Annotated in this window: 24 protein-coding genes; 11 read left to right on the forward strand and 13 right to left on the reverse strand. The window is 65.5% G+C overall.

Annotated elements, in window-relative coordinates:
* Positions 1 to 61: 61 nt before the first annotated feature.
* The 5 genes from RAD10_RS25625 to RAD10_RS25645 all read right to left on the reverse strand — a co-directional run bounded on the left by RAD10_RS25625 (position 62) and on the right by RAD10_RS25645 (position 7,646).
* Complete coding sequence (locus tag RAD10_RS25625) at positions 62 to 466, reverse strand: DUF2946 family protein (RefSeq protein ID WP_461619676.1); 405 nt, start codon at positions 464 to 466, stop codon at positions 62 to 64.
* A gap of 356 nt (positions 467 to 822) precedes the next feature.
* A complete protein-coding gene (locus RAD10_RS25630; protein ID WP_183238458.1) occupies positions 823 to 2,886 on the reverse strand; it encodes a hypothetical protein in 2,064 nt (687 codons plus the stop codon).
* Positions 2,887 to 2,893: 7 nt separating this feature from the next.
* Complete coding sequence (locus RAD10_RS25635) at positions 2,894 to 5,707, reverse strand: DUF4159 domain-containing protein (RefSeq protein ID WP_461619677.1); 2,814 nt, start codon at positions 5,705 to 5,707, stop codon at positions 2,894 to 2,896.
* A complete protein-coding gene (locus RAD10_RS25640) occupies positions 5,704 to 6,648 on the reverse strand; it encodes a DUF58 domain-containing protein (protein ID WP_461619678.1) in 945 nt (314 codons plus the stop codon). Before RAD10_RS25640 ends, RAD10_RS25635 begins: the two co-directional genes overlap by 4 nt.
* The gene (locus tag RAD10_RS25645) at positions 6,648 to 7,646 is read right to left on the reverse strand and encodes an AAA family ATPase (protein ID WP_018323293.1); all 999 of its coding nucleotides are present in this window, start codon (positions 7,644 to 7,646) and stop codon (positions 6,648 to 6,650) included. The genes RAD10_RS25640 and RAD10_RS25645 overlap by 1 nt, the downstream gene beginning before the upstream one ends.
* A gap of 284 nt (positions 7,647 to 7,930) precedes the next feature.
* Here RAD10_RS25645 and RAD10_RS25650 point away from each other — a divergent pair, with 284 nt between their 5' ends.
* From RAD10_RS25650 to RAD10_RS25675, 6 genes are all read left to right on the forward strand, one after another.
* Complete coding sequence (locus RAD10_RS25650; protein ID WP_461619679.1) at positions 7,931 to 8,542, forward strand: DUF1285 domain-containing protein; 612 nt, start codon at positions 7,931 to 7,933, stop codon at positions 8,540 to 8,542.
* Positions 8,539 to 9,210: a CoA pyrophosphatase gene (locus RAD10_RS25655; protein ID WP_091956095.1), complete on the forward strand. Its 672-nt coding sequence runs from the start codon at positions 8,539 to 8,541 to the stop codon at positions 9,208 to 9,210. Before RAD10_RS25650 ends, RAD10_RS25655 begins: the two co-directional genes overlap by 4 nt.
* Positions 9,207 to 9,470: a DUF6111 family protein gene (locus tag RAD10_RS25660; protein WP_028141715.1), complete on the forward strand. Its 264-nt coding sequence runs from the start codon at positions 9,207 to 9,209 to the stop codon at positions 9,468 to 9,470. The genes RAD10_RS25655 and RAD10_RS25660 overlap by 4 nt, the downstream gene beginning before the upstream one ends.
* A 10-nt stretch (positions 9,471 to 9,480) precedes the next feature.
* Entirely contained in the window at positions 9,481 to 10,749 is a 1,269-nt protein-coding gene (locus RAD10_RS25665) for a CCA tRNA nucleotidyltransferase (protein WP_461619680.1), read from the forward strand.
* On the forward strand, positions 10,746 to 11,516 hold the full coding sequence (locus RAD10_RS25670; RefSeq protein WP_461619681.1) for a sulfite exporter TauE/SafE family protein: 771 nt from the start codon (positions 10,746 to 10,748) through the stop codon (positions 11,514 to 11,516). The genes RAD10_RS25665 and RAD10_RS25670 overlap by 4 nt, the downstream gene beginning before the upstream one ends.
* Positions 11,517 to 11,958: 442 nt before the next feature.
* Positions 11,959 to 13,476 (forward strand): M15 family metallopeptidase, encoded by a 1,518-nt coding sequence (locus RAD10_RS25675; protein ID WP_461619682.1) that lies wholly within the window; start codon positions 11,959 to 11,961, stop codon positions 13,474 to 13,476.
* A gap of 157 nt (positions 13,477 to 13,633) precedes the next feature.
* Here RAD10_RS25675 and RAD10_RS25680 read toward each other — a convergent pair whose 3' ends face one another.
* From RAD10_RS25680 to RAD10_RS25700, 5 genes are all read right to left on the reverse strand, one after another.
* On the reverse strand, positions 13,634 to 13,837 hold the full coding sequence (locus RAD10_RS25680; RefSeq protein WP_461619683.1) for a DUF2158 domain-containing protein: 204 nt from the start codon (positions 13,835 to 13,837) through the stop codon (positions 13,634 to 13,636).
* A gap of 291 nt (positions 13,838 to 14,128) precedes the next feature.
* On the reverse strand, positions 14,129 to 14,869 hold the full coding sequence (locus tag RAD10_RS25685) for an HAD family hydrolase (protein ID WP_461619684.1): 741 nt from the start codon (positions 14,867 to 14,869) through the stop codon (positions 14,129 to 14,131).
* Complete coding sequence (hemF, locus tag RAD10_RS25690) at positions 14,866 to 15,753, reverse strand: oxygen-dependent coproporphyrinogen oxidase (protein WP_461619685.1); 888 nt, start codon at positions 15,751 to 15,753, stop codon at positions 14,866 to 14,868. Before hemF ends, RAD10_RS25685 begins: the two co-directional genes overlap by 4 nt.
* Positions 15,754 to 15,772: 19 nt before the next feature.
* Positions 15,773 to 16,405 carry a 7-carboxy-7-deazaguanine synthase gene (queE, locus tag RAD10_RS25695; protein ID WP_461619686.1) on the reverse strand — a complete coding sequence of 211 codons (633 nt, stop codon included), beginning with the start codon at positions 16,403 to 16,405 and terminating at the stop codon, positions 15,773 to 15,775.
* An 18-nt stretch (positions 16,406 to 16,423) separates the two neighbouring features.
* A complete protein-coding gene (locus RAD10_RS25700) occupies positions 16,424 to 16,882 on the reverse strand; it encodes a tRNA (cytidine(34)-2'-O)-methyltransferase (protein ID WP_461619754.1) in 459 nt (152 codons plus the stop codon).
* A 287-nt stretch (positions 16,883 to 17,169) separates the two neighbouring features.
* Between RAD10_RS25700 and petA the strand changes: the two genes are divergently transcribed.
* The 5 genes from petA to RAD10_RS25725 all read left to right on the forward strand — a co-directional run bounded on the left by petA (position 17,170) and on the right by RAD10_RS25725 (position 23,817).
* Positions 17,170 to 17,700, forward strand: a complete 531-nt coding sequence (gene petA / locus RAD10_RS25705) for a ubiquinol-cytochrome c reductase iron-sulfur subunit (RefSeq protein WP_026232845.1) — start codon at positions 17,170 to 17,172, stop codon at positions 17,698 to 17,700.
* A gap of 62 nt (positions 17,701 to 17,762) precedes the next feature.
* Positions 17,763 to 19,835 (forward strand): cytochrome b/c1, encoded by a 2,073-nt coding sequence (fbcH, locus tag RAD10_RS25710; protein ID WP_461619687.1) that lies wholly within the window; start codon positions 17,763 to 17,765, stop codon positions 19,833 to 19,835.
* A 261-nt stretch (positions 19,836 to 20,096) separates the two neighbouring features.
* Positions 20,097 to 20,786 (forward strand): dienelactone hydrolase family protein, encoded by a 690-nt coding sequence (locus tag RAD10_RS25715; protein WP_179735145.1) that lies wholly within the window; start codon positions 20,097 to 20,099, stop codon positions 20,784 to 20,786.
* Positions 20,787 to 21,102: 316 nt separating this feature from the next.
* Positions 21,103 to 23,268, forward strand: a complete 2,166-nt coding sequence (locus tag RAD10_RS25720) for an anthranilate synthase component I (RefSeq protein WP_461619688.1) — start codon at positions 21,103 to 21,105, stop codon at positions 23,266 to 23,268.
* 9 nt (positions 23,269 to 23,277) lie between these two features.
* Positions 23,278 to 23,817, forward strand: coding sequence for an adenine phosphoribosyltransferase (locus RAD10_RS25725; RefSeq protein ID WP_018323310.1), 540 nt, complete (start codon positions 23,278 to 23,280; stop codon positions 23,815 to 23,817).
* 16 nt (positions 23,818 to 23,833) lie between these two features.
* Here the strand turns inward: RAD10_RS25725 and RAD10_RS25730 are convergent, their stop codons facing one another.
* The 3 genes from RAD10_RS25730 to RAD10_RS25740 all read right to left on the reverse strand — a co-directional run bounded on the left by RAD10_RS25730 (position 23,834) and on the right by RAD10_RS25740 (position 25,734).
* A complete protein-coding gene (locus RAD10_RS25730) occupies positions 23,834 to 24,166 on the reverse strand; it encodes a GIY-YIG nuclease family protein (RefSeq protein ID WP_461619689.1) in 333 nt (110 codons plus the stop codon).
* 86 nt (positions 24,167 to 24,252) lie between these two features.
* Positions 24,253 to 24,921 (reverse strand): P-loop NTPase family protein, encoded by a 669-nt coding sequence (locus RAD10_RS25735; RefSeq protein WP_461619690.1) that lies wholly within the window; start codon positions 24,919 to 24,921, stop codon positions 24,253 to 24,255.
* A gap of 60 nt (positions 24,922 to 24,981) precedes the next feature.
* Positions 24,982 to 25,734 carry a P-loop NTPase family protein gene (locus RAD10_RS25740; RefSeq protein WP_018323313.1) on the reverse strand — a complete coding sequence of 251 codons (753 nt, stop codon included), beginning with the start codon at positions 25,732 to 25,734 and terminating at the stop codon, positions 24,982 to 24,984.
* Between the last annotated feature and the right edge of the window lie 150 nt (positions 25,735 to 25,884).

Genomic DNA, 25,884 nt, shown 5'->3' on the forward strand with positions numbered 1-25,884 from the left:
AACTTCTCCCGGGCATTGCCGATGCGCGGCGAGCCCGGGCGTGATCAAGCGATGTTGAGAGTCAGGACGCGGGAGGGGCGCGCGGCTGGAACGCCGTGCCGGCCGATTTCAGATGGAGAAATTCGGCATCAGTGGTGCCGTGGAGCAGCTCGATCGCCTGCGGCAGCAGCAGCACGGGCGGCGTTGCTGATATGACGGTGCCCGCCATCGCGACGACGGCGCAGATCGCGCAATTGTCCTCGCCCGGATGCTCGCGGTCGGGAGCGGCGGGCGATTGCTTCTGGACCGCGGCGCGGTCGATCGCAGCAATGCCGTTGGCGCTATCGGTCTGCTGGAGCGAGGCCTGGGCAAGCGGCGCAGCCTGCGCGAACCAGTGGCTATGCCCGAACGTCAGCGCGAACTGCACCAGCATCGCGAACAACGCGAGCCGGGCGCCGTGCCTGATATTCGACCGGAACCACTTCATCTGGAAAAGCCACCCCCACGTCGCGAGGCATCAATCCCTGATGCCGCGACGTTATAATGTAACATCGCGCGACAGGTCGGCGGATGTCAACGGCGGGGCAGGCCTGCCTGTGCAGGCAGCCGGCCCGATGTGTCGTTCGGGCAACTAACGCGTGATGACGTTAGGGTTGCTGTTGCGACGACGGAGGTGCGCTCCCTCTCCCGCTTGCGGGGGAGGGCTGGGGTGGGGGTATCTCCGCAAGCGAGAACCCTGTGTGGAGAGAACCCTCACCCGGCGCTTTGCGCCGACCTCTCCCGCAAGCGGGAGAGATTGAAACGAGCCCGCGGCCAGACTCAAAGCCATCACGCTCCAGGAGTTCACCGCCCCTCGCGGACCCAGGTCGCGGCAAACGCGCCAAGCAGCAGCAACAGGCCGATCAGGCCGGCGAAGATCGGCAGCACGCCGACGCCCTTGACGACGCTGGCGTCGCGCATTCGCACGCCCATCCAGCCGTCGCCGGCAAAGACGCTGGCCGAGCGCACCGGCAGGATGCGCGGCAGCTCGACGTCGGCGCCGCTGGCCACGCGCACGGCGTTGCCGCCTGTCGCCTGCGTCAGCGGCTTCAACGTATCGACGGTCGAGGTGACTTCCGAAAACTCCTTCGGATTGGTCGGGCCGACATTGATCAGCGCCTTCAGCGTGCCGTCGGTGGCCTGCCACAGGCCGAGCTCGCTCGCGGGAAGGCTGGCGCGCCATTCGCCGGGATCGCCGGGGCTCAGCGTCAGATCCTGCGACGCGCCGGACGGCGAGGTCACGCTCACCGGCTGGACGCTGTCGGCCATGGTCTGACGCACCACGACGAGGTTCTTGCCCTGCACCTGCAGACGCAGTGCCTCCTCGTCGAGGTCAGGCTGTTTCATCAGCCAGTGCGACATCCGCCTGAGCAGGTCCAGATGCGGGCCGCCGCCCTCATAGCCGCGCGCCCACAGCCAGATGTGGTCGGAGAGCAGAAGCGCGACGCGGCCCTCGCCGAAGCGCGACAGGAACAGAAGCGGCTTGCCGTCGGCTCCCGTCATCACGGGCGGGTTGACGGAATTGCGGGTGTCGACGGTCCTGAAGAAACGGCTCCAGCGCGGCGGCTCGCTGGCGGAGCCCTCCAGGGCGCGCGTGACGGGGTGGCGTTTGCCGATGTCGGACAGGTGCGCATAGAACGGCTTTTCCGTCACGCCGACCGGCTCGGCCGGCAGCACCGAATCCAGCGGCGTGCGCCAGATGCTGGTGTTGGAGGCGTAGTCGGGGCCGGCCGAGACCAGCACCGCGCCGCCGCCGCGCACATAGCGCGCGATGTTGTCGAAATAGGCGATCGGCAGCACGCCCTGGCGGGCGTAGCGATCGAAGATGATCAGCTGGAATTCGTTGATCTTCTGCTGGAACAGCTCGCGGGTCGGAAACGCGATCAGCGACAATTCGTTGATCGGCGTGCCGTCCTGCTTCTCCGGCGGACGCAGAATGGTGAAATGCACGAGGTCGACGCTGGCGTCGGACTTGAGCAGATTGCGCCAGGTGCGCTCGCCCGAATGCGGCTCGCCCGAGACCAGCAGCACGCGCAGCTTGTCGCGCACCCCGTCGATGGCGACGACGGCGCGGTTGTTCACCGGCGTCAGCTCTCTCTCCAGCGGCGAGGCCTCGATCTCGACGATGTTCGGGCCGGCATGCTTGATGTCGACGTCGACGCTCGCGGCCTGGCCGCTCGAGAGCGTGCGCTCGTTGATGACCTCGCCGTCCCTGCGGATCGTGACCTTGGCGCGCTCGCCGGAGACGCCCTGGTCGTCGAGGCGATAGCTGATGGTCTGGGTCTGGCCGACGATGCCGAAGCGCGGCGCCGCCGTGATCGCGATGCGGCGGTCGCGCTCGTCCTTCTGGCCGGTGATCAGCGCATGCACCGGCGCCTGGAAGCCGAGCGCCGTGGCGCTCGCCGGAATGTCGTGGACGCGGCCGTCGGTGATCAGGAATGCGCCGGCGACGCGATCGACCGGCACGTCCGACAAGGCCGAGGCGAGGGCGCCGAACAGCTTGGTGCCGTCGGTCTCGCCGTCGGCCTGTCCGGCCTCGACGACACGGACTTCGAGCCCCTTGACCTTCTTCAGGCCGTCGACCAGCGCCTCCTGCGCTTGCGCAGCCTCGCGATTGCGGTTGCCGAAATTCTGGCTCGGGCTCTTGTCGACGACGACGGCCGCGACCGAGGTGAGGGGATCGCGGTCCTCGCGGGTGAAGGAGGGATTGGCGAGCGCGAGCAGGAACAGCGCCAGCGCGGCCACGCGCACGGCAGCGCCGCGCGCGCGCGCAACCAGCAGCAGAAGCGCGATGACGACGATCGCGGCGAGCGCGAGCCACAGCACGATCGCGGGGACAAGCGGCGTGAATGCGATGCCGTAATTCATATCGGTCCTATTGCCCCAGCCGTTCGATCAGGGCCGGTGCGTGCACCTGGTCGGCCTTGTAATTGCCGGTCAGCGTGTACATCACGATGTTGGCGCCGGCGCGGTAGGCGAATTCGCGCTGGCGGGTGTCGCCGCCGGTCACCGGCAGCATGGCCTGGCCGTCGGGCCGCACCGCCCAGGCGCCGGCAAGATCGTTCGAGGTGATGATGATCGGCGAGACGCCGTCGCCGCCCCGCGCCGGCCGCTGCGCGCTGTCCTCGTCCTCGTCGCGCGGCAGGGTCTCGACCCAGGTCTGGCCGGTGACGAAGCGGCCGGGGAAGTCGCGCAGCAGGTAGAAGGTCTTGGTCAGCACGTGCTCGCGCGGCACCGGCTCGAGCTCGGGCACGTCGAGCGAGGACAGGATCTCGCGCAGCGTCTGCATACCCGGGGTCTGCGCGGCGCCGTTGGCGCCGGGCGGCGCCTCGATCGCGTCGCGGGTGTCGAACAGCACGGTGCCGCCCTGCTTCATGTACGCGTCGATCTTGTTGATGGCGTCCTGCGGCGGCTTGGGCGCACCCGGCACGATCGGCCAATAGATCAACGGGAAGAAGGCGAGCTCGTCGCGCGCGGGATCGATCCCGACGGGATCGCCGGCCTCGAGCGCGGTGCGCTGCGCCAGGAACAGCGTCAGTCCGGACATGCCGGCCCTGACGATGGAATCGACATCGGCATTGCCCGTCACGACATAGGCGAGGCGGGTCTGCGACGTCGCCTTCATCGCGAACTCGTCGGCGGCGCTGTCGGCGCGCGAGGGCGTCGGCGAGAGCGCGGTAAGGCCTGCGAGCACCAAAGCGAGGATGATCATTGCGGGCGCTGCGCGTCGGCGCAGCAGCGCGGCGATGCCGCCGCCGAGCACCGCGACGATGATGGCGTCGACCAGGAACAGCGCGAGCGCCGTCGACAGCAGCCAGCCGCGCAGGTCCCGCGGCTCGGCATTGGTGTAGGTGGCATGCCGGGCGCGCAGGGTCGCGGTGTTCAGCGCGGCGATGCGGTCGGCGCTGGCAAGCGTGTTCACGGCGAGCGGTCCTTCGGCCGGACCATAGAAGCCCGGCGGATGATCGGATGTGGCGCGGTCGCGGTAATCCGCGGGCAGCGGCTTTGCGGTGGCCGGCGGCGGCCCGAAGGCGCCAAAACCGTCGAGGATGTGCAGCGGCGCCACCGTCTCGGTGGTCGCTTCGCTGGCAACGCCTGCGCCTGGCTTTGAGGTGTAGCCGGACATGTCGACGACCCGCCGCAGCATTTCGACGAAGGTGCCCGACATCGGCAGATCCGACCAGCGCATGTCGGCGCTGACGTGGAACAGGCTGACGAGGCCCTTGCCGCGATGCTCGCCGGTGACCAGCGGCGTGCCGTCTTCCAGTGAGGCCCAGCTCTTGGTGGCGAGCACCGCATCGGGCTCGGCCAGCACCTGGCGGCTCACGGTGACGTCCTTGGGGACGGCGACGCCGGCAAACGGGCCGTCGGCCGCGAAGGTCGCAAGATGCTGCGGCTTCTCCCAGGTCAGGCTGCCGCCCAGCGTGCGGCCGCCCTTGCGCAGCTTGACCGGCACGAGATCGTCCTCGGCCTGCGCCAGCCGGGGACCGGCGAACCGCACCAGCACGCCGCCTTGGTCGACCCAGGCATTGAGGCGCTCGCGCAGCTCCGGCGCGATGGTGCCGACATCGGCGAGGATGATCATCGGCAGCTTCTGGTCCAAAAATTGTGTGATGCCCTGCTGCGGCGAGCCCTTGTCGGCGAGCCTGACGTCGGCGAACGGCGCCAGCGCGCGGGTGAGGTAGAAGGTCGGTGCCAGCAGCGGCTGCGCGGTCTCGCTGGTCGCACCAGAGACGATGCCGATGGCGCGGCGGCGCCAGCGCTTGTCGAGCAGCTGCACGGCGCCGGCGGAGCGCTCGCCGGATATCTCGAGCCGCGTGATGTCATTGCGCAGCTCGACCGGCAGGTCGAACGCGGCGTCGGTTTCCTTGTCCTGCGGACCGAACGTGTAACGGGCTTCTCCGATCGGCGAGGCCTTCTGGTCCAGCGCGCGCACCGTGCCCATGGCGATGCCGCTGTCGGTGCGCAGCACCTTCACCGTCATCTTCGCCGCGGCGTTCTCGGCCGCGACCAGCGCCAGCGGCGCGGAGGTACCGCCTTCGAACACGGTCAGGCTGCGATCGCCGATGGTCTTGCCGAGGCCAGCCACGAAGTCCTCGCCGCGGCCGGTGTCGACGCCGTCGGACAGCCAGGCGATCTCGCAATCGCCGGTGGCTTTCAGGAAGCGGTCGACGGCAGTCAGCGTCTCGACGCGGTCGATCGAATAGGGTTTTGGCGCGAGCTGGCGCAGGGCGACGCGCGCGGCACCCGCCGGCATCAGGGTGATGTCGCGGTTCGGCTCGGACAACGGCACCAGCGCGATGGCGCGGCGGTCGTTGTCGGCATTGGCGATCAGCTCGTCGGCGGCCCTGATCCTGATGTCCCAGTGCGACGCCGCGCTCCAGCCGTCGTCGAGCATGATCATCAGCGGCGCCTTGCTGTCGGCTGCGCCTGTTTGCGGATTCCAGATCGGGCCGGCGGCCGCGAAAATGACGAGAGCCGCAGCCAGGAGACGCAACGCGGTCAGCCACCACGGCGTCCGCGAGGGCGTCTCCTCCCGCGGGGCGATGTCGAACAGCAGGCGCGTTGGCGGAAACTCGATGCGGCGCGGCCGCGGCGGCATCACGCGCAGCAGCCACCACAGCACGGGCAGGCTGACGAGGCCGATCAGGAGCAGCGGTTCGGTGAAGGCGAGCGGCAGTCCCATCATGCGGCCGGCCCCACCTTGATCGTCGTGGTGCGGGCGCCCGACTTGCTCACCTGCATGCCGGCATGCAGGAACAGCAGCAGCTCGGCGGCGGAGCGGTCGGTGGCGTGCGTGGTGAACAGCCAGTCCAGCTTGTTGGTCTCTGCGCGGATCTGGTCGCGGTGCAGCGCGAGCCGCGCGGTGTAATCCTGCGCCCAGCTCTCGGCGCGGCCGGCGGTGATCACGCCGAAGCCTTCCGGCTCGACGAACTCGACGCGGCCGGAATAGGGAAACGATTCCTCGGCGGGATCGACGATTTGCACCATGGTGCCATGCGCACCCGAGCCGGAAAGACCTGTGAGCGTCGTCTTGATCTCCGCGATCGGCGACCAGAAATCCGACAGCACGATGATCTCGGCCAGCGCCGCCGGCACGAAGGACGGCGGCAGGCTGAGGCGGTCGGCATCGTCATGCAGCATCGCCTGCGCCATCTTGTCGATCACGCTGCGGCTCGCGGTCGGCGCCATCAGGCCGGGAATGCCGACGCGCTCGCCGCCGGCCACCAGCAGCTCGGCCAGCGCAAAGGCGACGATCAGCGTACGCTCGAGCTTGGACTCGCGCGCTGTCTTCGAGGCGAACGCCATCGACGGCGAGCGATCCGGCCAGATCCACACCGTGTGCGAGGCTTCCCATTCGAGTTCGCGGACATAGAGATGGTCGTCGCGCGCCGAGCGGCGCCAGTCGACGTTCTGCGCCGGCTCGCCGGAGACGAAGCGGCGGTATTGCCAGAAATTCTCGCCGGAGCCGGCGCGGCGCCTTCCGTGCAGGCCGTGGATGACGTTGGCGGCGATACGGCGGGCTTCGAGCACCAGGCGCGGCAAGGAAGCTGCGAGCGTGCGGCTTTCGCCATCGGCACGTCGGATCGCGATGATCTCCTTCGCTGTGTGCCCGTTCTCCGCTGCCATCAACCGATCCGTGTCTTCAATTGCCGGATCACGTCCGGAATCGTGCGGCCCTCGGCGCGCGCCTGGAATGTCAGCGCCATGCGGTGCTTCAGCACGGGTTCGGCGAGGTCGAGCACATCGTCGACCGAGGGCGCCAGCCGTCCGTCGATCAGCGCGCGCGCACGCACCGCCAGCATCAGCGATTGGCTGGCGCGCGGGCCGGGGCCCCAGGCGATGAACTTGCCGGCTTCGCCGGCGTCCGGACCAGGACGGGCCGAGCGCACCAGGGACAGGATTGCCTCCACCACGGAATCGCCGACCGGCAGGCGCCGGATCAGCCGCTGCGCCGTGATCAGCGCGTCCGCGGTCATCGAACCCCTCGCCAGCGTTTCCTCGGCGCCGGTGGTCTCGAACAGGATGCGGCGCTCGGCGTCGCGATCGGGATAGTCGACGTCGATCTCCATCAGGAAACGGTCGAGCTGCGCTTCGGGCAGCGGATAGGTGCCTTCCTGCTCCAGCGGGTTCTGCGTCGCGAGCACGTGGAATGGCTTCGGCAGATCGTGGCGCGCGCCGGCCACGGTGATGTGCTGCTCCTGCATCGCCTGCAGCAGCGCCGATTGCGTGCGCGGGCTGGCGCGGTTGATCTCGTCCGCCATCAGGAGCTGCGCGAACACCGGACCTGCGATGAAGCGGAAGGCGCGCCTCCCCGCGGTGCTCTCATCCAGCACCTCGGCGCCGAGAATGTCCGACGGCATCAGATCGGGCGTGAACTGGATGCGCTTGGCATCGAGGCCGAGCGTCACGCCGAGCGTCTCGACCAGCTTGGTCTTGGCAAGGCCGGGCACACCGATCAGCAGCGCATGGCCGCCGGAGAGGATGGTGACAAGCGTGTTCTCGATCACGCGATCCTGGCCGAAGATGACGGACGCGATCGCATCCTTCGCCGCGCGAATCTGGCTCGACACCTGCTCGGCCGAACGAACGATCCCGTCCTCGAGTTTCTCGACACTCTCCGCCATCCGTTTAGCTCCTTCAGCCTGCCGCGCGGCTTGCTTACGTCGTCACGTCACCACATCACGGATCATCATGTCAGATCATCGCGTCAACTCATGGGCCTATGCTAGACTTGCAGGAAGGCCATGTATTCGTTGAATTAACCTATCCCCACCTTATCGGCTTCGGGTTATGTACGGCATCACGAAGTGGCGACCTCCCCCACCGGACTAATCCGGGGTGGAACCGTGCACCCGATCACAACGTAGACCTGCACCAATCGTGCCAAAGGACAAAGTCAGGGCAAACCATGGCGAACCAAGGGCAGAGCGCCGATCGCGGTCTTGAGGGGCTGACTGCCGCCGCCAAAAGTGCTGCCGATGCCGAAGGCGCCAAGAAGGGCTTGCCTCCGGTGCATCTGTGGAATCCGCCGTTTTGCGGCGATCTCGACATCCGAATTGCCTCCGATGGTACTTGGTTCTACTTGGGGACGCCAATCGGGCGCCCCGCTCTGGTGCGGCTGTTCTCGACCATCCTGAAGCGCGAGGGCGACAAGCATTTCCTGGTCACGCCGGTGGAGAAGGTCGGCATCCGCGTCGACGACGCGCCCTTCATGGCGGTCGAGATGCAGAAGGACGGCGAGGGCAACCATCGCGTGCTGCGCTTCCGCACCAATGTCGACGACTGGGTCATTTGCGATGCCGCGCACCGGCTGCGTTTCGAGCAGGCCAGGGACGGCGGGCTGACGCCGTATCTGCACGTTCGTGCCGAGCTCTGGGCCAAGGTCACAAGGGCGCTCTATTACGATCTGGTTGACATGGGCGAGGAGCGGATGGTCGATGGCCAGCCGATGTTCGGCGTCGAATCGGCTGGCGAATTCTTCGCCATGGCCGATGCGGAGCAGGTGAGGGCCGCGCTTTGAACAAGCCTATCTTGAAGAGCGATCCTGTCGCCCCCGGCGCGGCGGATTTCTTCGCCCGCTCCAGGGCGAAGCTCGGCTTCGACGTTCCGCTCGGCCTCTACGATCCGAACATCATTCCCGCTTCGGGCGATCCCGGCACCGACAAGATGCTCGAGATCGTCGCGCGCGAGCAGCCGGTGCGCCCCGCGGCGGTCCTGATCGCGGTGGTCGATCATCCCGAGCCGACCATCTTGCTGACGCAGCGCTCGGCGCATCTCAACGACCATGCCGGCCAGATCGCTTTTCCCGGCGGCAAGATCGACGCCACCGACGCCTCGCCGCTGGATGCGGCGCTGCGCGAGGCCGAGGAGGAGGTCGGGCTGTCCAGAGACTTCGTCGAGCCGATCGGTTATCTCGATCTCTACGGCACCGCCTTCGGCTTCCGCATCCTGCCGACGGTCGCCAGGGTCAGGCCCGGCTTCGAGCTCACCATCAACCATTCCGAGGTTGATGATGCATTCGAGGTGCCGCTATCCTTCCTGATGAACCCGGTGAACCATCAGGTGCACAGCAAGGAATTCCGCGGCATGGAGCGGTTCTACTACGCGATGCCGTTCGCGGAACGCTACATCTGGGGTGCGACGGCGGGCATGCTGCGTGTGCTGTATGAGCGGATCTATTCATCATGATCCGGCCGGTTCTGACCGAGATCGGAATCTTCCTCATTCCCTTTGCCGTCTACGCGTTGTTCCTGGCCGCGACGCGTTCCGGCCTGTTCGCGCGTTCCTCCTGGCCGGTCGCGGTCGTCGCGCGCCTTGCGCTGGCGGCGATCGTGCTGGTGATCGCGGGCCTGATCGGACTTGCGCACTTCTCCGGCGCCGCCCCGGATTCGACCTACGTTCCCGCCCATATCGAGAACGGCCGGCTGGTGCCGGGCGTGGAAAAATAGGGGCCGCACGATGAGCGCGGAGCCGATACTTGCGCCGATTCTCGCCGATGCGCCCTGGCTGACCGCAGGCGGGACCGCGCGCGTCCTGCAATTGCTCAACATCGACGGCGAGGAAGCGCGCGTGGTCGGCGGCGCCGTACGCAACGCGCTGCTCGGTCTTGTGCCCGGCGACATCGACATCGCGACCACCGCGCGGCCGGAGGAGGTGATCCGGCGCGCCAAGGCCGCCGGCATCAAGAGCGTGCCGACCGGCATCGACCACGGCACCGTCACGCTGGTGATCGACAGCCACCCCTATGAAGTCACGACCCTGCGCGAGGACACCGAAACCTTCGGCCGCAAGGCCAAGGTCGCGTTCGGCCGCGACTGGGTCAAGGACGCCGAGCGGCGCGACTTCACCATGAACGGCCTGTCGGTCGATGCGCGCGGCGTCGTCTACGACCATGTCGGCGGCATCGCGGATGCCAAGGCGCGTCGCGTGCGCTTCATCGGCGATCCCGACCAGCGCATCACTGAAGATTATTTGCGCATCCTGCGCTTCTTCCGCATCCACGCCGCCTTTGGTGCCGGCGATCCCGACCGCGACGGCTATCTCGCCTGCATCCGGGGGCGTGCTGGTCTTGCCAGCCTCTCGGCGGAGCGGGTGCGCATGGAGATGCTGAAGCTGCTGGTGGCCGGCGGCGCATCCGCGGCCGTGCTGGCCATGGCCGAGGGCGGGTTGCTGCAAGCGCTGATCGGCGGCGTTGCCTATACCGGGCCGCTGTCGGCGATGATCGCGATCGAGCGCGAACTCGGCCTCATCGCCAGCAGCACGCGGCGCCTCGCTGCGCTGACCGTCGCCGTGACCGAGGATGCCAAGCGCGTCGCCGCGCGTCTGCGGCTCTCCAATGCCGAGACCAAGGCACTGGATTCGATGGGCCACCGCTGGTGGCGCTTCGCCACCAAGGATGAGGCCAATGCACGGCGGCTGCTCTATCGGCTCGGCCCCGAGCGCTATCACGATCGTGTGTTGCTCGGCTGGGCGCGCGCCGGTGGCGACGTCACCTCGATGCGCTGGCGCGCTCTCGCCGAGCTGCCGCAGCGCTGGACTGCGCCGAAATTTCCGCTGAAGGCCGCCGATTTCATCGCGCGCGGTCTGGCCGAAGGACCCGCGCTCGGACATGTGTTGACGCTCGCCGAGGACGCTTGGCTTGCGGCGGATTTTCCCCTAGAGGAAGCCGCACTTGCTTCCATCGCCGATCAAGCTGCGGCACGAATCAGCCGCGACGAGAGAACGTGACCATCGTCTCAGGCTTCGCCGACATCTCGATCTTTCAGCTCCTGCTGGTCGCGTTGATGGCGTTGTTTGCTTCGATCATCGGTGGTCTCGCCGGCTACGGCACCGGCGCCCTGATGCCGCTGGTGCTGGTGCCGCTGGTCGGCGCCGAGCCCGTGGTGCCGATCATCGCGATCTCCGCACTCTTCACCAATTCCAGCCGAGCCGTTGCCTATCTGCGCTACGCCGACCGCCGCCGCGCGCTGATCGTGCTCGCCTGCGCCGCGCTGACGACCGCACTCGGCGCCTACGGCTATACGCGTCTCACCAATGTCGGCGCGGCGCTTGTGATCGGCTCCATGCTGATCCTGAGCGTGCCGCTGCGCCGCGTGCTTCGCCGCCGAAAGGTGCGGATCGGCGACAGCGGCCTTGCCGCCGGCTCGGTCGGCTACGGCGTGCTGGTCGGCGGCACCTCGGGCTCCGGCGTGATCCTGCTATCGCTGCTGATGGCCGCCGGCCTCGAAGGCGCCGCCGTGATCGCAACAGACGCGATGATCTCGCTTGGCACCGGCCTCATCAAGATCTCGGTGTTCGGCCTCGCCGGTGCCGTGACTGCGCAGGTGCTCGCCTTCGCGCTGCTGATCGGAGCGATCGCGATCCCCGGCGCGTTCCTCGCAAAGGCCTTCGTCGAGCGTATGCCGCTGCACATCCACACCGCGATCCTTGATGTCGCGGTGATCACCGGCGGGCTGGTGATGATCTCGGCGGCGGCGAGGCAGCTCGTCGCGTAGATCGGCGTGACCAGCATCAGCAACGCAAACAGCAGCACCCAGAGGGGCAGCGCACAGATCGGGATTGCATAGATCGGCTGGCAATCGCGAAGGCCGAATTGATCGCGCGCCCGCTTCCGAGCTGAAGCGCAGACGGCCGCGACCCTGACGTTTAATCCATACCGGCAAACGAAGGCGGGAAGGATTCCGATCCCCGCAGTTCGCGCGGCAACTGCGTCATCGAATCGCAACCGGGCCTGTGAAGCACTTCACAACACAGCTTCAGCGCGCGGCGTAAGCTCAGCGTCATTGAGGCGTGTTGCGGATGCGGCGGGCTCCTCGGCGTGGTCGGCGCTGGCCGGTTCACGACCATGCCCGAGCTATGAAAGCCGCCAGAAGCTGCGCCGCCTAACATTACATATTGCAGAGGCCTTGCATGAGCACGTCGGCGGATCGTCACCGGATGGCAGCCTCCATTCTCAGCTTCGAAGCCCGGCGCGATAAACAGGGACGCCTGACGATCTACAGGCTGCCGGCTGACGACGGTGGAGGAGCATATGAAGTCGCGGGCATCAACGAACGTTTCCATCCCGAAGAAGCACGGATGCTGGCCGATTTGATCGAGGGGGGCCACTTTCAAGAGGCGGAACGGGCGGCCTGCGAAATCATAGCCACTTACACTGATGGTGTGTCGAGTTGGTCGAGAAAGCCGGCGATCGAATGTTACTTGCGAGATTGCTGCTTCAACCGCGGTCCTCGCGGTGCTGCGCGAATACTCCAAAGAGCATTGCATATTCCTGACAGTGGCGTGATCGATGACGCCGGACGAGCGCTCGTAGCCGCCCGCGAGGACGACACGATGGAGCTCCTGCAAGACCTGCGCGCTGCGCGCGAACAGTACGAGCGGGATGTCGCGAAACGCAGTGAGACGAGCAAGTTTTGGAAGGGCCTGGTCAACCGGTGGAATAACGCATTGAACGTCGCAAAGAGTTTTATCACCAGCTCAGAGGAGGTTGCATTGACCGATACACAGATCGAAAGCCCCAGGATTCAGTCTCAATCTCGCGGCTTCAGCGCATCACGGGCCGCGACCAATGCAATGCTGTCGAGTGGCGTTGCGGACGCTTCTGCGGAGATCGCGCCAATCGCAGAGATATCCGCTCCATTGACGAGTGAGTCGACGAGGCCCGTTGCTTTGCGTGCGCTTCGGCTCGGTTCGCAGGGACCACTCGTGAAAGCTTGGCAAAGCTTCCTGCAGGGACAGCATTTCGATCCGGGTGGCCATGACGGAGAGTTCGGCGACAAGACCCAGGCGGCGACGAGTGCGTTTCAGGCGGCAAACGGACTGACGAGCGACGGCGTGGCAGGTCGCGAAACGATGATGAAAGCCATGCAGCTCGGATTTGAGCTCATTGAAGAGCCGGCCGCTGACATGACGGGTTCAAACTTCCCGCCACGGCCGGATTTTCCGCCGCTCGAAAATACGGCCGCGAGACGGGCGGTTTTTGGCGCGTTCAACTTCGTCTCGGAGCCTCGTCCGGATAACCGCGAGAACATCCGGATCCTCGGGACTTGGACCAGGGACAACATCGTGAGCGTTCCCATTCCCCAACTGCGGAAGGCTTTGGGACCGCATGCTCCTGCCTCCATGCAATTCCATAAGCTCGCGGCGGCACAGCTCAAGGCGCTTTGGGAGGAGTGGGAGAGCGCGAGTCTGCTGGATAGGATCCTGTCATTTGACGGAGCTTTCGTGCCTCGCTTCATCAGGGGATCGACGACGCAATTGAGCAACCACGCTTTCGGAAGCGCGTTCGACGTCAACGCCGACGAGAATCCGTTGGGGGCTCGGCCCGCGCTCGTGGGCACGCGCGGAGCGGTCCGGGAGTTGGTCCCGATCGCCAACAAACATGGATTTTATTGGGGCGGGCACTTTGGAAGCCGGCCCGATGGCATGCATTTCGAAATCGCCTTTATCCAATAGGGCGAACGAAATCGCATCGTGCGCAAGTCGCCATCGAACGCGACCTGATAGATCGGGGCCGAGTCCTCGGCCCGATCCTTCATTTCTGTCTGAGAGGGAGATCCGACGTGCTGGAGCTGAGGCACACCGATCCAGATAGGATGCGGTGTAGGCGGGCCTACTCTTCGTCCTCGTCGTCGTCCTCATCATCCTCTTCCTCCTCTTCCACCTGCACGAGCGTGGCCAGCGGCAGCGTCTCGCGGAACAGGTGGCCTTCCATGCCCATCCAGAGGCAGAGCACCCCGTCCTCCTTCACCTCAGCAACGGTCAGCGGCTGGCCGCCGGATTTCAGCATCACGACATCGCCGGCTTTCAAGTCCATGGATTGTCCTTTCGAGTTGATCGACCCGAAGGAGGCTAGCAACTTGTCATGACACGCGGAAAACGGAGGCGGCCGGGAGAGCAGCCTGAGACGGGTCGCGCGGTCCGATGCATCAAGCCTCAGTGCCGGAAGGCCAGTTCAGGACGCTCATCGCAAGCGTCGACGATGGCATCATACCCCTGTTTTGCCCGACGGAGCAAAAGCCGATTCGAAAAATCCGCAAGCTATTGATTTTGCAGCAGCGCCCTACTGTGCATGGGGTTGTTTTCGATATTTTGTTTTCGGGCCCGGTTACGGCCGCTCCGGCACCAGCTCGGTCAGCGAGCGGATGATGCGGTCGGGCCTGACCGTCGAGCCTTCGGGCAGGCCGTCGCCGTGCACGTCGATCCAGATCGAATAGATGCCGAGGCGCTGCGGCGTCACCACTTCCCATTCCAGATTGTCGCCGATCATCCAGGTGTCCCTTGCGGAAACGCCCAGCGCCTCCATCGCGTGCAGATAGGCGCGCGCCTCCGGCTTGCCGAAACCGTGCTCACCCTCGATCTGGATATGGTCGAAGCGATGGGTCAACTCGAACCGCTCGACCTTGGCGCGCTGCATGTCGGCGGCGCCGTTGGTGACCAGCGCGAGCTTGATGCCGCGTGCCCTGAACGCGTCGATCGCATCATGCGCGCCGGGGAAGACGAAGATTGCTTCCTCGCGATAGGTGGTGAAGCGGTCGGCGATGCGATCGGCGAGATCGTCGGGCAGGGCGCGATGGCCGTTTGCGGCGAGCGCGGCGAAGCCGCCGCGCACCGTGAGCCGCCGCGCCTCGCCGAGCTTCATCCGCCAGATCGGCTCCGCAGTCGACCAGAACTGCCGCGCAAAGGCGAGCACCGCGGTTGCGACTTGCGGCGGCGGCAGCGGCGCCAGCTCTTCGGCAAACTCGTTCGCGATCGTGTTCCAGGCGATCTCGGGCCGGCCATAGGCCGACAGGATGGTGTCGTCCATGTCGATCAGCATGGCGCGCGGCAGCGGCCTCGAAACAGTCATGGCCACTTCACCTCCGGCGGCATCGACGACAGGATCGAATCCACATTGCCGCCGGTCTTCAGCCCGAAGATGGTGCCGCGATCGTAGAGCAGGTTGAATTCGACATAGCGGCCGCGCCGGACCAATTGCTCCTCGCGGTCCGCGGCGGTCCAGCCTGCCGCGAAATTGCGCCTGACGATGTCGGGGTAGATCTTCAGGAAGGCGCGGCCGACGTCCTTGGTGAAGGCGAGGTCGGCGTCCCAGTCACCGCTGTCGTGCCAGTCGTAGAAGATGCCGCCGATGCCGCGCGCCTCTTTGCGATGCGGCAGGTAGAAATATTCGTCGCACCATTTCTTGTACTTGTCGTAGTCGGCAACGCCGTTCTGCTGGTTGCAGGCTTGCTTCATCGCGGCGTGGAAGGCGATGCTGTCGGCATCGTCCTGGGTGCGCCGTCGGTCGAGCACCGGTGTGAGATCGGCGCCGCCGCCGAACCAGGCCTTGGTGGTGACCACGAAGCGGGTGTTCATGTGCACGGCGGGCACGTTCGGATTGCGCATATGCGCGATCAGCGAAATGCCGGATGCCCAGAATTTTGGATCGTCCGCGGCGCCGGGGATCTGGGCGCGAAATTCGGGCGCGAACTCGCCGTGCACGGTCGAGCAGTGCACGCCGACTTTCTCGAACAGGCGGCCATGCATCATCGACATCACGCCGCCACCGCCAGCCGCGCCGGTATGGTCGGTGCGCTGCCAGGGCGTGCGCTTGAAGCGGCCGGCTTCGCCTGGATAAAGGCTTTGCGGGGCGTCGTCCTCGAGCCGCTCGAAGCTCGCGCAGATGTCGTCGCGCAAGGCTTCGAACCAGGCGCGGGCGCGGCCCTTGCGGTCTTCAATCGTTGACATATCCATCTGCATTCCCGGTCGCGTTCTATCTGATGCCGAGCGATTTATGCGTCTGCACGCTGAGCCGCCATTGCGGATGATGCAGGCAGTAGTCGATCGCGCGCGCGGTGTTCTCGATGACCTCGGGTCCGTCCATCGGCTGCAGCGAGAAGCGCTCGAAGGCGAGGTCCTCGAACGTCTCGGGCGCGGCGAGGGCCTGCGGATAGACCAGCTTCAGCTCGTGGCCCTGGCGCAGCACCAATTCGCTGCCGCCCTTGGGGCTGACGCAGATCCAGTCGAGCCCGTCCGGCGCTGCGATGGTGCCGTTGGTCTCGACGCCGATCTCGAAGCCGCGGGCGTGGAGCGCCTCGATCAGCGCGGCGTCGACCTGGAGCAGCGGCTCGCCTCCGGTCAGCACCACGTAGCGGTTGGGGGCGGCCGCAGTCCATTGCGCGGCGATGGTGTCGGCGAGTTCCGCGGCCGAGCCGTAGCGGCCGCCGAGGGTGCCGTCGGTTCCGACGAAATCCGTGTCGCAGAACTTGCAGGTGGCCTCAAGGCGGTCCGCCTCGCGGCCGCTCCAGAGGTTGCATCCGGCAAAACGGCAGAACACGGACGCGCGCCCGGCATGGGCGCCTTCGCCTTGCAGGGTCAGGAAGATTTCCTTGACCGCGTAACTCAATCGTCTCTCCTCAATCTATCAGGCTTGCGGGTTCCGGATCTGCCGCAGCGCCTCGCCGGCGGCCATGGCCGCAGTCATGGCGACATTGAGCGACCGCAGCCCCGCTTTGATCGGGATCACCAGCCGCGCATCCGCGACCTCGACCACCGCGTCGGTGACACCGGCGCTCTCGCGCCCGAATAGCAGGATGTCCGACGTCTGGTAACGGAAATCGCGGTAGTCGGTGGCAGCTTTCGTGGTGAACAGCAGCAGGCGGTAGCCATGTGCCGCACGCCAGTCCTCGAATTTCGACCAGGAGTCATGGCGGGTCAGGCTGACATGGTCGAGGTAGTCCATTCCCGCCCGGCGGAACAGGCGGTCGGAGACGGGGAAGCCCGCCGGTTCGATGATGTGGGCGGCGACGCCCAGACAGGCGCAAAGCCTGAGAATCGTGCCGGTGTTCTGGGCGATGTCGGGTTGGAAAAGCGCTATCTGCATGGGCTGTGCGAGGGCTGTATCGAGGGCGATGCGGACCGGAAATGTCTCAATAAAACATCGCTGGCCGCGGAATTCGTGCATTGCACGCTCCCGCGCCGATAGCGGGCTTGCGCTCGCCCGGCAAGGGTGCCAATAGAACGATTCTGGACTGCTGTTTCACCCGTTTAGAGGTGAATGGGCGAAGTTCTGCCGCCGCGGGGGGCCGCGGGCGCTGGCAGACTGTTCCGGGGACCTTGGGGGCTCCTGGAGCGGTTCCACCGGTGGCATAAGAAGAAAGGGTTGGAATCGTGACGACAGCGTCTTCGGCGGACCATCCGACACGCCGTGATTTCTTATTCGTTGCAACGGGGGCAGCTGCAGCAGTAGGGGGCGCAGCCGCGCTCTGGCCCTTCATCTCCCAAATGAATCCTGACGCTTCGACCATCGCCGCCGGTGCGCCGATCGAGGTCGATCTCAGTCCGGTCGCCGAAGGTCAGGACATCAAGGTGTTCTGGCGCGGCAAGCCGATCTACATCAGCCACCGTACCAAGAAGCAGATCGACGAGGCGCGCGCCGTCAACGTGGCGAGCCTGCCTGATCCGCAGTCCGACGAGGCCCGGGTCAAGTCCGGCCATGAGCAGTGGCTGGTCGTGATCGGCATTTGCACCCATCTCGGCTGCATCCCGATCGCTCATGAGGGCAATTACGACGGGTTCTTCTGTCCCTGCCATGGTTCGCAGTACGATTCGTCCGGCCGCATCCGCCAGGGGCCCGCGCCCGCGAACCTGCCGGTGCCGCCGTACCAGTTCGTTTCCGACACCAAAATCCAGATCGGCTGAGCCTCGGACCCTCGTCCGAAGCTTCGCGCCGTCTCGTCGTACTATTTCCTCAGGATCGCATCATGAGCGGACCATCCGACTACCAGCCGAGCAATCCGGCCCTGCAATGGATCGAGCGGCGCCTGCCGATCCTCGGCCTCATGCACTCCTCCTTCGTTGCCTATCCCACCCCGCGTAACCTGAACTATTGGTGGACCTTCGGCGCCATCCTCTCCTTCATGCTGGGGATGCAGATTCTGACCGGCGTGATCCTGGCGATGCACTATACGCCGCATGCCGATCTTGCCTTCAAGTCGGTCGAGCTGATCGTCCGTGACGTGAACTACGGCTGGCTGCTGCGCAACATGCATGCGGTCGGCGCATCGATGTTCTTTGTGGCCGTCTACGTTCACATGTTCCGCGGCCTCTATTACGGGTCCTACAAGGAGCCGCGCGAGGTGCTGTGGATCCTCGGCGTCATCATCTACCTCTTGATGATGGCGACCGGCTTCATGGGCTACGTGCTGCCCTGGGGCCAGATGAGTTTCTGGGGCGCCACGGTCATCACCAACCTGTTCTCCGCCATTCCCTATGTCGGCGAGAGCATCGTGACGCTGCTGTGGGGCGGCTATTCGGTCGGCAATCCGACGCTGAACCGCTTTTTCTCGCTGCATTACCTGCTGCCGTTCCTGATCGCGGGCGTCGTCGTGCTCCACGTCTGGGCGCTGCACGTCGCCGGTCAGAACAACCCCGACGGTGTCGAGCCGAAGACGGAAAAGGATACGGTGCCGTTTACGCCGCATGCGACCATCAAGGACATGTTCGGCGTCGCCTGCTTCATGCTGCTCTACGCCTGGTTCATCTTCTACATGCCGAACTATCTCGGCGACGCCGACAACTACATTCCGGCGAACCCGGGCGTGACCCCGCCACACATCGTGCCGGAATGGTATTACCTGCCGTTCTACGCGATCCTGCGCTCGATCCCGAACAAGCTCGCCGGCGTCATCGGGATGTTCGGTGCGATCATCATCCTGTGCTTCCTGCCCTGGCTGGACGCCGCGAAGACGAGGTCGTCGAAGTATCGCCCGCTGGCCAAGCAGTTCTTCTGGATCTTCGTCGTGGTTTGCATCCTGCTCGGCTATCTCGGGGCGCAGCCGCCGGAAGGCATCTACGTGATCGCCGGCCGGGTTCTGACGGTCTGCTACTTCGCCTACTTCCTGATCGTGCTGCCGCTGCTCGCACGCATCGAGAGGCCGCGACCGGTGCCGAACTCGATCTCGGATGCAGTCCTGGCCAAGACCGGAAGCAGGTCGACGCCGATGGTCTCGACCGCGATCATGCTGGCGCTCGCCGGTTCGTTGTTCGCAGGCTCGGTCGACAGCGCGAAGGCGTCTGAAGGCAGCGATACGCCCCCGGGCAACAAATGGTCGTTCTCCGGCCCTTTCGGTAAGTTCGACCGCGGCGCGCTGCAGCGCGGCCTGAAGGTCTACAAGGAGGTCTGCGCCAGCTGCCACGGCCTGTCCTATGTGGCCTTCCGCAACCTCGCCGAGCCCGGTGGGCCCAGCTATTCGGTGGCGCAGGCGGCGGCCTTCGCGTCGGAATACAAGGTCAAGGACGGTCCGAACGATGCTGGCGACATGTTCGAGCGTGCGGGGCGTCCGGCGGATTATTTCCCCTCGCCGTTCCCGAACGAGCAGGCCGCTCGCGCGGCGAACGGCGGCGCGGCGCCGCCCGATTTGTCCCTGATCACCAAGGCGCGCTCCTATAAGCGCGGCTTCCCCTGGTTCATCTTCGACTTCTTCACCCAGTTCCAGGAGCAGGGCCCGGACTACGTCTCGGCATTGCTGCAGGGCTTCGAGGACAAGGTGCCGGAAGGCGTCACCATTCCGGAGGGCTCGTACTACAACAAGTACTTCCCGGGCCACGCCATCAAGATGCCGAAGCCGCTCAGCGACGGCCAGGTGACCTATGACGACGGCTCGCCGACCACGGTCGCGCAATATTCCAAGGACGTCACCACTTTCCTGATGTGGACCGCAGAGCCGCACATGGAAGCGCGCAAGCGCCTCGGATTCCAGGTCTTCGTGTTCCTGATCCTGTTCGCGGGGCTGATGTACTTCACCAAGAAGAAGGTCTGGGCCAGCTCGCACTGAGCGCTCTGATGCGACGAGAAAATGAAGAAGCCCCCGCTAGGGGGCTTTTTTGTTGGGTCCGTGTCCCGAACGCGCGAAGCGCGAGTCGGGACCCGGAATGCCCGTAGCTGGGCCCCGGATCAGCAGCGCATCACGCCGCAAGGGGCGGCGCGCTGCGCAGCATCCTGGGCACGAGAGTTTGTTTGCGCGGTGATTGCGTCATTCGCATGCACCCGCCAAAATGCCACCAACCGCTCCCCCAAGAACTCATCGGAGGATACCATGGGAACCGCCATCACCTTCAAGCGCCCGGACGGCAAGGACGCCTCGGGCTATCTCGCCAATGCCGCGCGCGGCAACGCGCCGGGCGTGGTCGTGATCCAGGAATGGTGGGGCCTTTCGGACCAGATCAAGGGTCTGTGCGACCGCTTCGCGCTGGCCGGTTTCGACGCGCTGGCGCCCGATCTCTACAAGGGCAAGGTGGTGCCGTATCACGACACGGACAGCGCCAACAAGGAGATGAACTCGCTCGACTTCATGGACGCCACCACGCAGACCGTGCGCGGCGCCGCGCAATATCTGTCGCGTAACGGTGCCAAGGTCGGGCTGACCGGCTTCTGTCTCGGCGGCGCCGTCACCATCATCGGTTCGGTGCATGTGCCGGAGCTCGCGGCCGGCGTCGTGTTCTACGGCATCCCGCCGGAGCAAGCGGCCAAGCCCGCCGACGTCAAGATCCCGCTCCAGGCCCATTTCGCCAACAAGGACGATTGGTGCACGCCGGAGCTGGTGGGCGGCTTCGAGAAGGCCATGAAGGCCGCCGGGAAGTCGCTGGAGCTGTTCCGCTATGACGCCGAGCACGCCTTCGTCAACGAGCAGCGCCAGGCCGTGCACGACCGCGAGGCCGCCGAGCTCGCCTGGGGCCGGGCGATCAAGTTCTTCGCCAATCATCTCGGCGGTAACAGCGCTGCCTGACCCAGCCTGTAGCCCGGATGGAGCGCAGCGTAATCCGGGGACTTCCATTGTGGCACGCCCCCGGATTGCGCTGCGCTCCATCCGGGCTACTGCCGCGGCCGCCCTTGACGCCGTCCCCGTGCCATGGTGAGTATCCGCCCCATGAGCACCGCCGTCCGCCCAGCCCGTCTTTGGTGGCGCACCTCCTAACGAGGTGGCCGGTGCGATTTTCCTTTCCCAAATCGTCTGAGGTCGCCAACGCAGTGCGGCGGCCTGATCGTTTGTCCTGTGTGGCGTTTCCTCGGCAAGTCTCGTAAGAGGACCCCAAGAGGATCATATGAACAGGACAGTCTTTGCCCTCCCGGCCAGAAGCGATTACGTGACCCGCGCGGGTCTCGCGATCACGCGCGTGGCCGAGCAATTCACCGGCGGCGCGAGCCGGCTCGACGATCTCATCAATTTGCTCGACCGCCGTCGCGGCGTGGTGCTGTCCTCGGGCACGACTGTACCCGGCCGCTACGAGAGCTTTGACCTCGGCTTCTCCGATCCGCCGCTCAAGCTCGAGACATCAGGCGTCAATTTCAAGCTGGAAGCGCTGAACGAGCGCGGGCAGGTGCTGATCGCCTTCCTGGCCGATGTGCTGCGCGAGCCCTGCGTCGTCATCTCCGAGAAGACCACGACGCGCCTTGCCGGCCACATCATCCGCGGCGATGCGCCGGTCGAGGAAGACCAGCGCACGCGGCGTGCCAGCGTGATGTCGCTGGTCCGAGATCTCGTCGCCGCCTTCTCGGCCAATGACGACGGGCTGCTCGGCCTGTTCGGTGCCTTCGCCTACGACCTGGTGTTCCAGATCGAGGACCTCGTGCAGAAGCGCGCGCGCGAGCAGGACCAGCGCGACATCGTGCTCTACGTGCCCGATCGCCTGCTGGCCTATGACCGCGCCACCGGCCGCGGCGTGGTGCTCTCGTACGACTTTGCCTGGAAGGGCAAATCCACCGAGGGCCTGCCGCGCGAGACCGCCGAGAGTCCTTATCTGAAGACGCCGCGGCAGGGTTTTGCCGATCACGCGCCCGGCGAATATCAGGCAACGGTCGAGACCGCGCGTGCGGCCTTCGCCCGCGGTGATCTCTTTGAAGCGGTGCCTGGGCAGCTGTTCGCCGAGCCTTGCGATCGTTCGCCGGCTGAAGTCTTCCAGCGCCTCTGCGTCATCAACCCGTCGCCCTACGGCGCGCTGATGAATCTGGGTGAGGGCGAATTTCTCGTCTCCGCCTCGCCGGAAATGTTCGTGCGCTCGGACGGGCGCCGGGTCGAGACGTGCCCGATCTCGGGCACGATCGCGCGCGGCAGCGATGCGATCGGCGACGCCGAGCAGATCCGCCAGCTCCTGAACTCGGAGAAAGACGAGTTCGAGCTCAACATGTGCACCGACGTCGACCGCAACGACAAGGCGCGCGTCTGCGTGCCCGGCACGATCAAGGTGCTGGCGCGGCGCCAGATCGAGACCTATTCAAAGCTGTTTCACACCGTCGATCATGTCGAGGGCATGCTGCGTCCCGGCTTCGACGCGCTCGACGCCTTCCTCACCCACGCCTGGGCCGTGACCGTCACCGGCGCGCCCAAGCTGTGGGCGATGCAGTTCGTCGAGGATCACGAGCGCTCGCCGCGCCGCTGGTATGCCGGCGCGATCGGCGCGGTGAACTTCGACGGCAGCATCAACACCGGCCTCACCATCCGCACCATCCGTATGAAGGATGGTCTCGCCGAAGTGCGCGTCGGCGCCACCTGCCTGTTCGATTCCGATCCGGCCGCAGAAGACCGCGAATGCCAGGTCAAGGCCGCCGCGCTGTTCCAGGCGCTGCGCGGCGATCCGCCGAAGCCGTTGTCGACCTTTGCGCCGGATGCGACCGGTTCGGGCAAGCGGGTGCTGCTGATCGATCACGACGACAGCTTCGTGCACATGCTCGCCGATTATTTCCGCCAGGTCGGCGCTGACGTCACCGTGGTCCGCCATGTGCACGCGCTCGACATGCTCAAGCGGAAGACATGGGATTTGCTGGTGCTGTCGCCGGGCCCCGGCAGACCGGAGGATTTCGGGATCAAGAAGACCATCGATGCGGCGCTGGAGAAGAAGCTGCCGGTGTTCGGCGTTTGCCTCGGCGTGCAGGCGATCGGCGAATATTTCGGCGGCGAGCTCGGCCAGCTCACCCATCCCGCCCATGGCCGGCCCTCGCGGGTGCAGGTGCGCGGCGGTCGGCTGATGCGCAATCTGCCGAACGAGATCGTCATCGGCCGCTATCACTCGCTCTATGTCGAGCGCGACAGCATGCCGGAGGTGTTGTCCGTCACCGCCAGCACCGAGGACGGCGTCGCCATGGCGCTGGAGCACAAGACGCTGCCGGTCGCCGGCGTGCAATTCCACCCGGAATCGCTGATGTCGCTCAGCAATGAGGTGGGCTTGCGTATTGTTGAAAACGCGTTCCGGTTGGATGCGCGTGTCGATTGAGAGGCACCAATGACCTTTGACCACGACATCAAGGCGAGCGTCCGCACCATTCCCGACTATCCCAAGCCCGGGATCATGTTCCGCGATATCACGACCCTGCTCGCGGACGCGCGCGCGTTCCGCCGCGCGGTCGACGAGCTCGTCAACCCCTGGGCCGGCAACAAGATCGACAAGGTCGCCGGCATGGAGGCGAGGGGCTTCATCATCGGCGGTGCGGTGGCGCACCAGCTCTCGGCCGGCTTCGTGCCGATCCGCAAGAAGGGCAAGCTGCCGCACACCACCGTGCGCATCGCCTATTCGCTCGAATACGGCATCGACGAGATGGAGATGCATGTCGACGCCATCCAGCCCGGCGAGCGCGTCATCCTGGTCGACGACCTCATCGCCACCGGCGGCACCGCGGAAGGCGCGGTGAAGCTGCTGCGCCAGATCGGCGCCAACGTCGTCGCCGCCTGCTTCATCATCGATCTGCCCGAGCTCGGCGGCGCCGCCAAGCTGCGCGCCATGGACGTGCCTGTGCGCACGCTGATGACGTTCGAGGGACACTGAGAGGTCGACGCGATCTTCAGATCGCCTCGGCCTTCAGTTCATCCCGCCAATGCAGCAGGCGCTCCTTCAGGAGCGCGTTCCTGACATAGGCGGTTTCCTCATCCTCCAGGCGCTCGCATTCGCCAAAGGTCAGGCCGGCCTCGCCATGCGCATTCCAGGCAGCCTGAAGGCTGCGGCAGGTGTGGCTGCCCTGGCGTAGCGAGAACCAGATGCGGTTTTGGATCGTCTCGAGGTTCGGCGCCTGGCCGACCCAGGCCTCGCCCGAGACCGCGCAGCGCACGACGAAGATGCCCGCAATGGTCTTTCGCTCCTTGTAGGCGGCGATCGCTGCTTTCCGGTCGATGCTCACGGTGATGGGCCTTGCTGAGGGGATACCGATGCCCGCCTCAATAAGCCCGCTCGAGCCCGTAGTCAATATTATCCGGGTGAAATTATCTAGGATCGCTGGAGGATCAGGTTGAGCTCGAGCTCGCGGAAGGCAAAGTAATTCCGCCGGGTCCATTGGTGCAGCTCGGTCGAGGCGTCCTTCTCCTGGCGCAGATAGCCGGTGAAGGAGAAGTTCAGCCGGTCGACATAAGTCTTGAGGAAGCCGGGCAACGCGGGCAGGCGGAACAGGCGGCCGCCGGCCATCGCGACCGGCAGCTCGCCGCGCACGACATATTCATTGTCCACGGTGATCAGGTTCATCCGCGGGATCTGCCCGCGCAGCATCTCGTGGGCGCGGGCCGAGGCTCGGTCGGTGTCGGCGACGAACAGGATCTGTGGTGCGACGTTGCGGCGCGCAGCCTCCTTCAAGAGGCCGATCTCGTCGGTCATCTTGAAGAACTCGTCGAAGGCGTGGAAGCCGAGGTCGATCACCTTGGCCATGCCGTCATCGACGATGACGCGGTCCATCAGCTGCATCTTGCCGTAGGTGTCGATCACGTCGGCGGTCTCCGTGATCTTTGGCAGGTAGTCGAGCAGCGACGGTTCCTTCAGATTAACGTCGAAGGCCGCGACATTGCCGTTCTTGAGCAGCAGAAATTCGGCAAGCAGCCGCGCCAGCAGTGTCTTGCCGACCTGCGGGCGGGGCGAGCAGATGATGTAGACGGGCGTTGCGGGCATCGGCAGCTATATCAGTCGAACCTGGCGACCAATCCAGCCGTATCAGCCCTGCTTGCGCAACTATTTTTCGCTGTTGCGGGTGACGGGCTTCGACCCCACGATGTCAGTCAGCCGGATCCGGTCGAACTCGCTCCAGACATTCGCCAGCCAGTGCCGGACATAGCCGCGCAGCACGAAGGAATAGTTCGCGGCTTCGTCGCTGATGCCCTTGTTGGCGACGAATTTCAGGAACGGGACGGACGAAACCTCGACCTGCTCATAGGCCATTTCGTTGAGCTTGGGGATGGTCAGCTCGGTCGCGTCCTTGATGCGGTGGAAGTAGGAATTATAGGTCGCCTGGTCCCATTGGAAGAACTGGGTGTCGTTGATGAAGTTCTTCACCAGGAAATATTTTGCGCCGGTCATGAAGCCGGCGGTCTCGGCGATCTCCTCCAGCGAGGCGATCGAGGGCCCGAGGATGTGGAACACCGCGAACGTGATCTGGCCGGCCTTGGCGGCGTCGAGGAAACCGATGTCGCGCAGCGAAGCCAGCGCAGGCGAGAGCAGGCCGGCGCGAACGTCGATCACGGTCACCGACGGGCTCACCGCGTTGAGCGTGTCGAAGATCTTCATCTGGTCCGATGTCGTCGTCATGTCGACGATCTCGGTGATGTCGGGGTGGAAGCGCTTCAGGGTTCCGCGCGGCGATTCCGTGTCGAAGGCGCGCGTCGGCACGTTGTTGGCGGAAAAATAATCGAGCAAGGTCCGCGATACCGTGGTCTTGCCGACCCCGCCCTTGTCCGCGCCCACCACAACCACTGCCGGCTTTGCCATTGCTGTCCCCTAACGCGCGCCCCCGATCGCGGGTCGCAATCGGCCGGGCCCCAAATCGATGTCCCAAGGATGCCCCAAGGATGTCCCAAGTCTGCTGTTGGGCGCGAACATGGCAGAAACAAGGGAGAATTCAATTCCTCGGCATGTCGA

This window comes from Bradyrhizobium sp. 23AC, assembly GCF_054863025.1.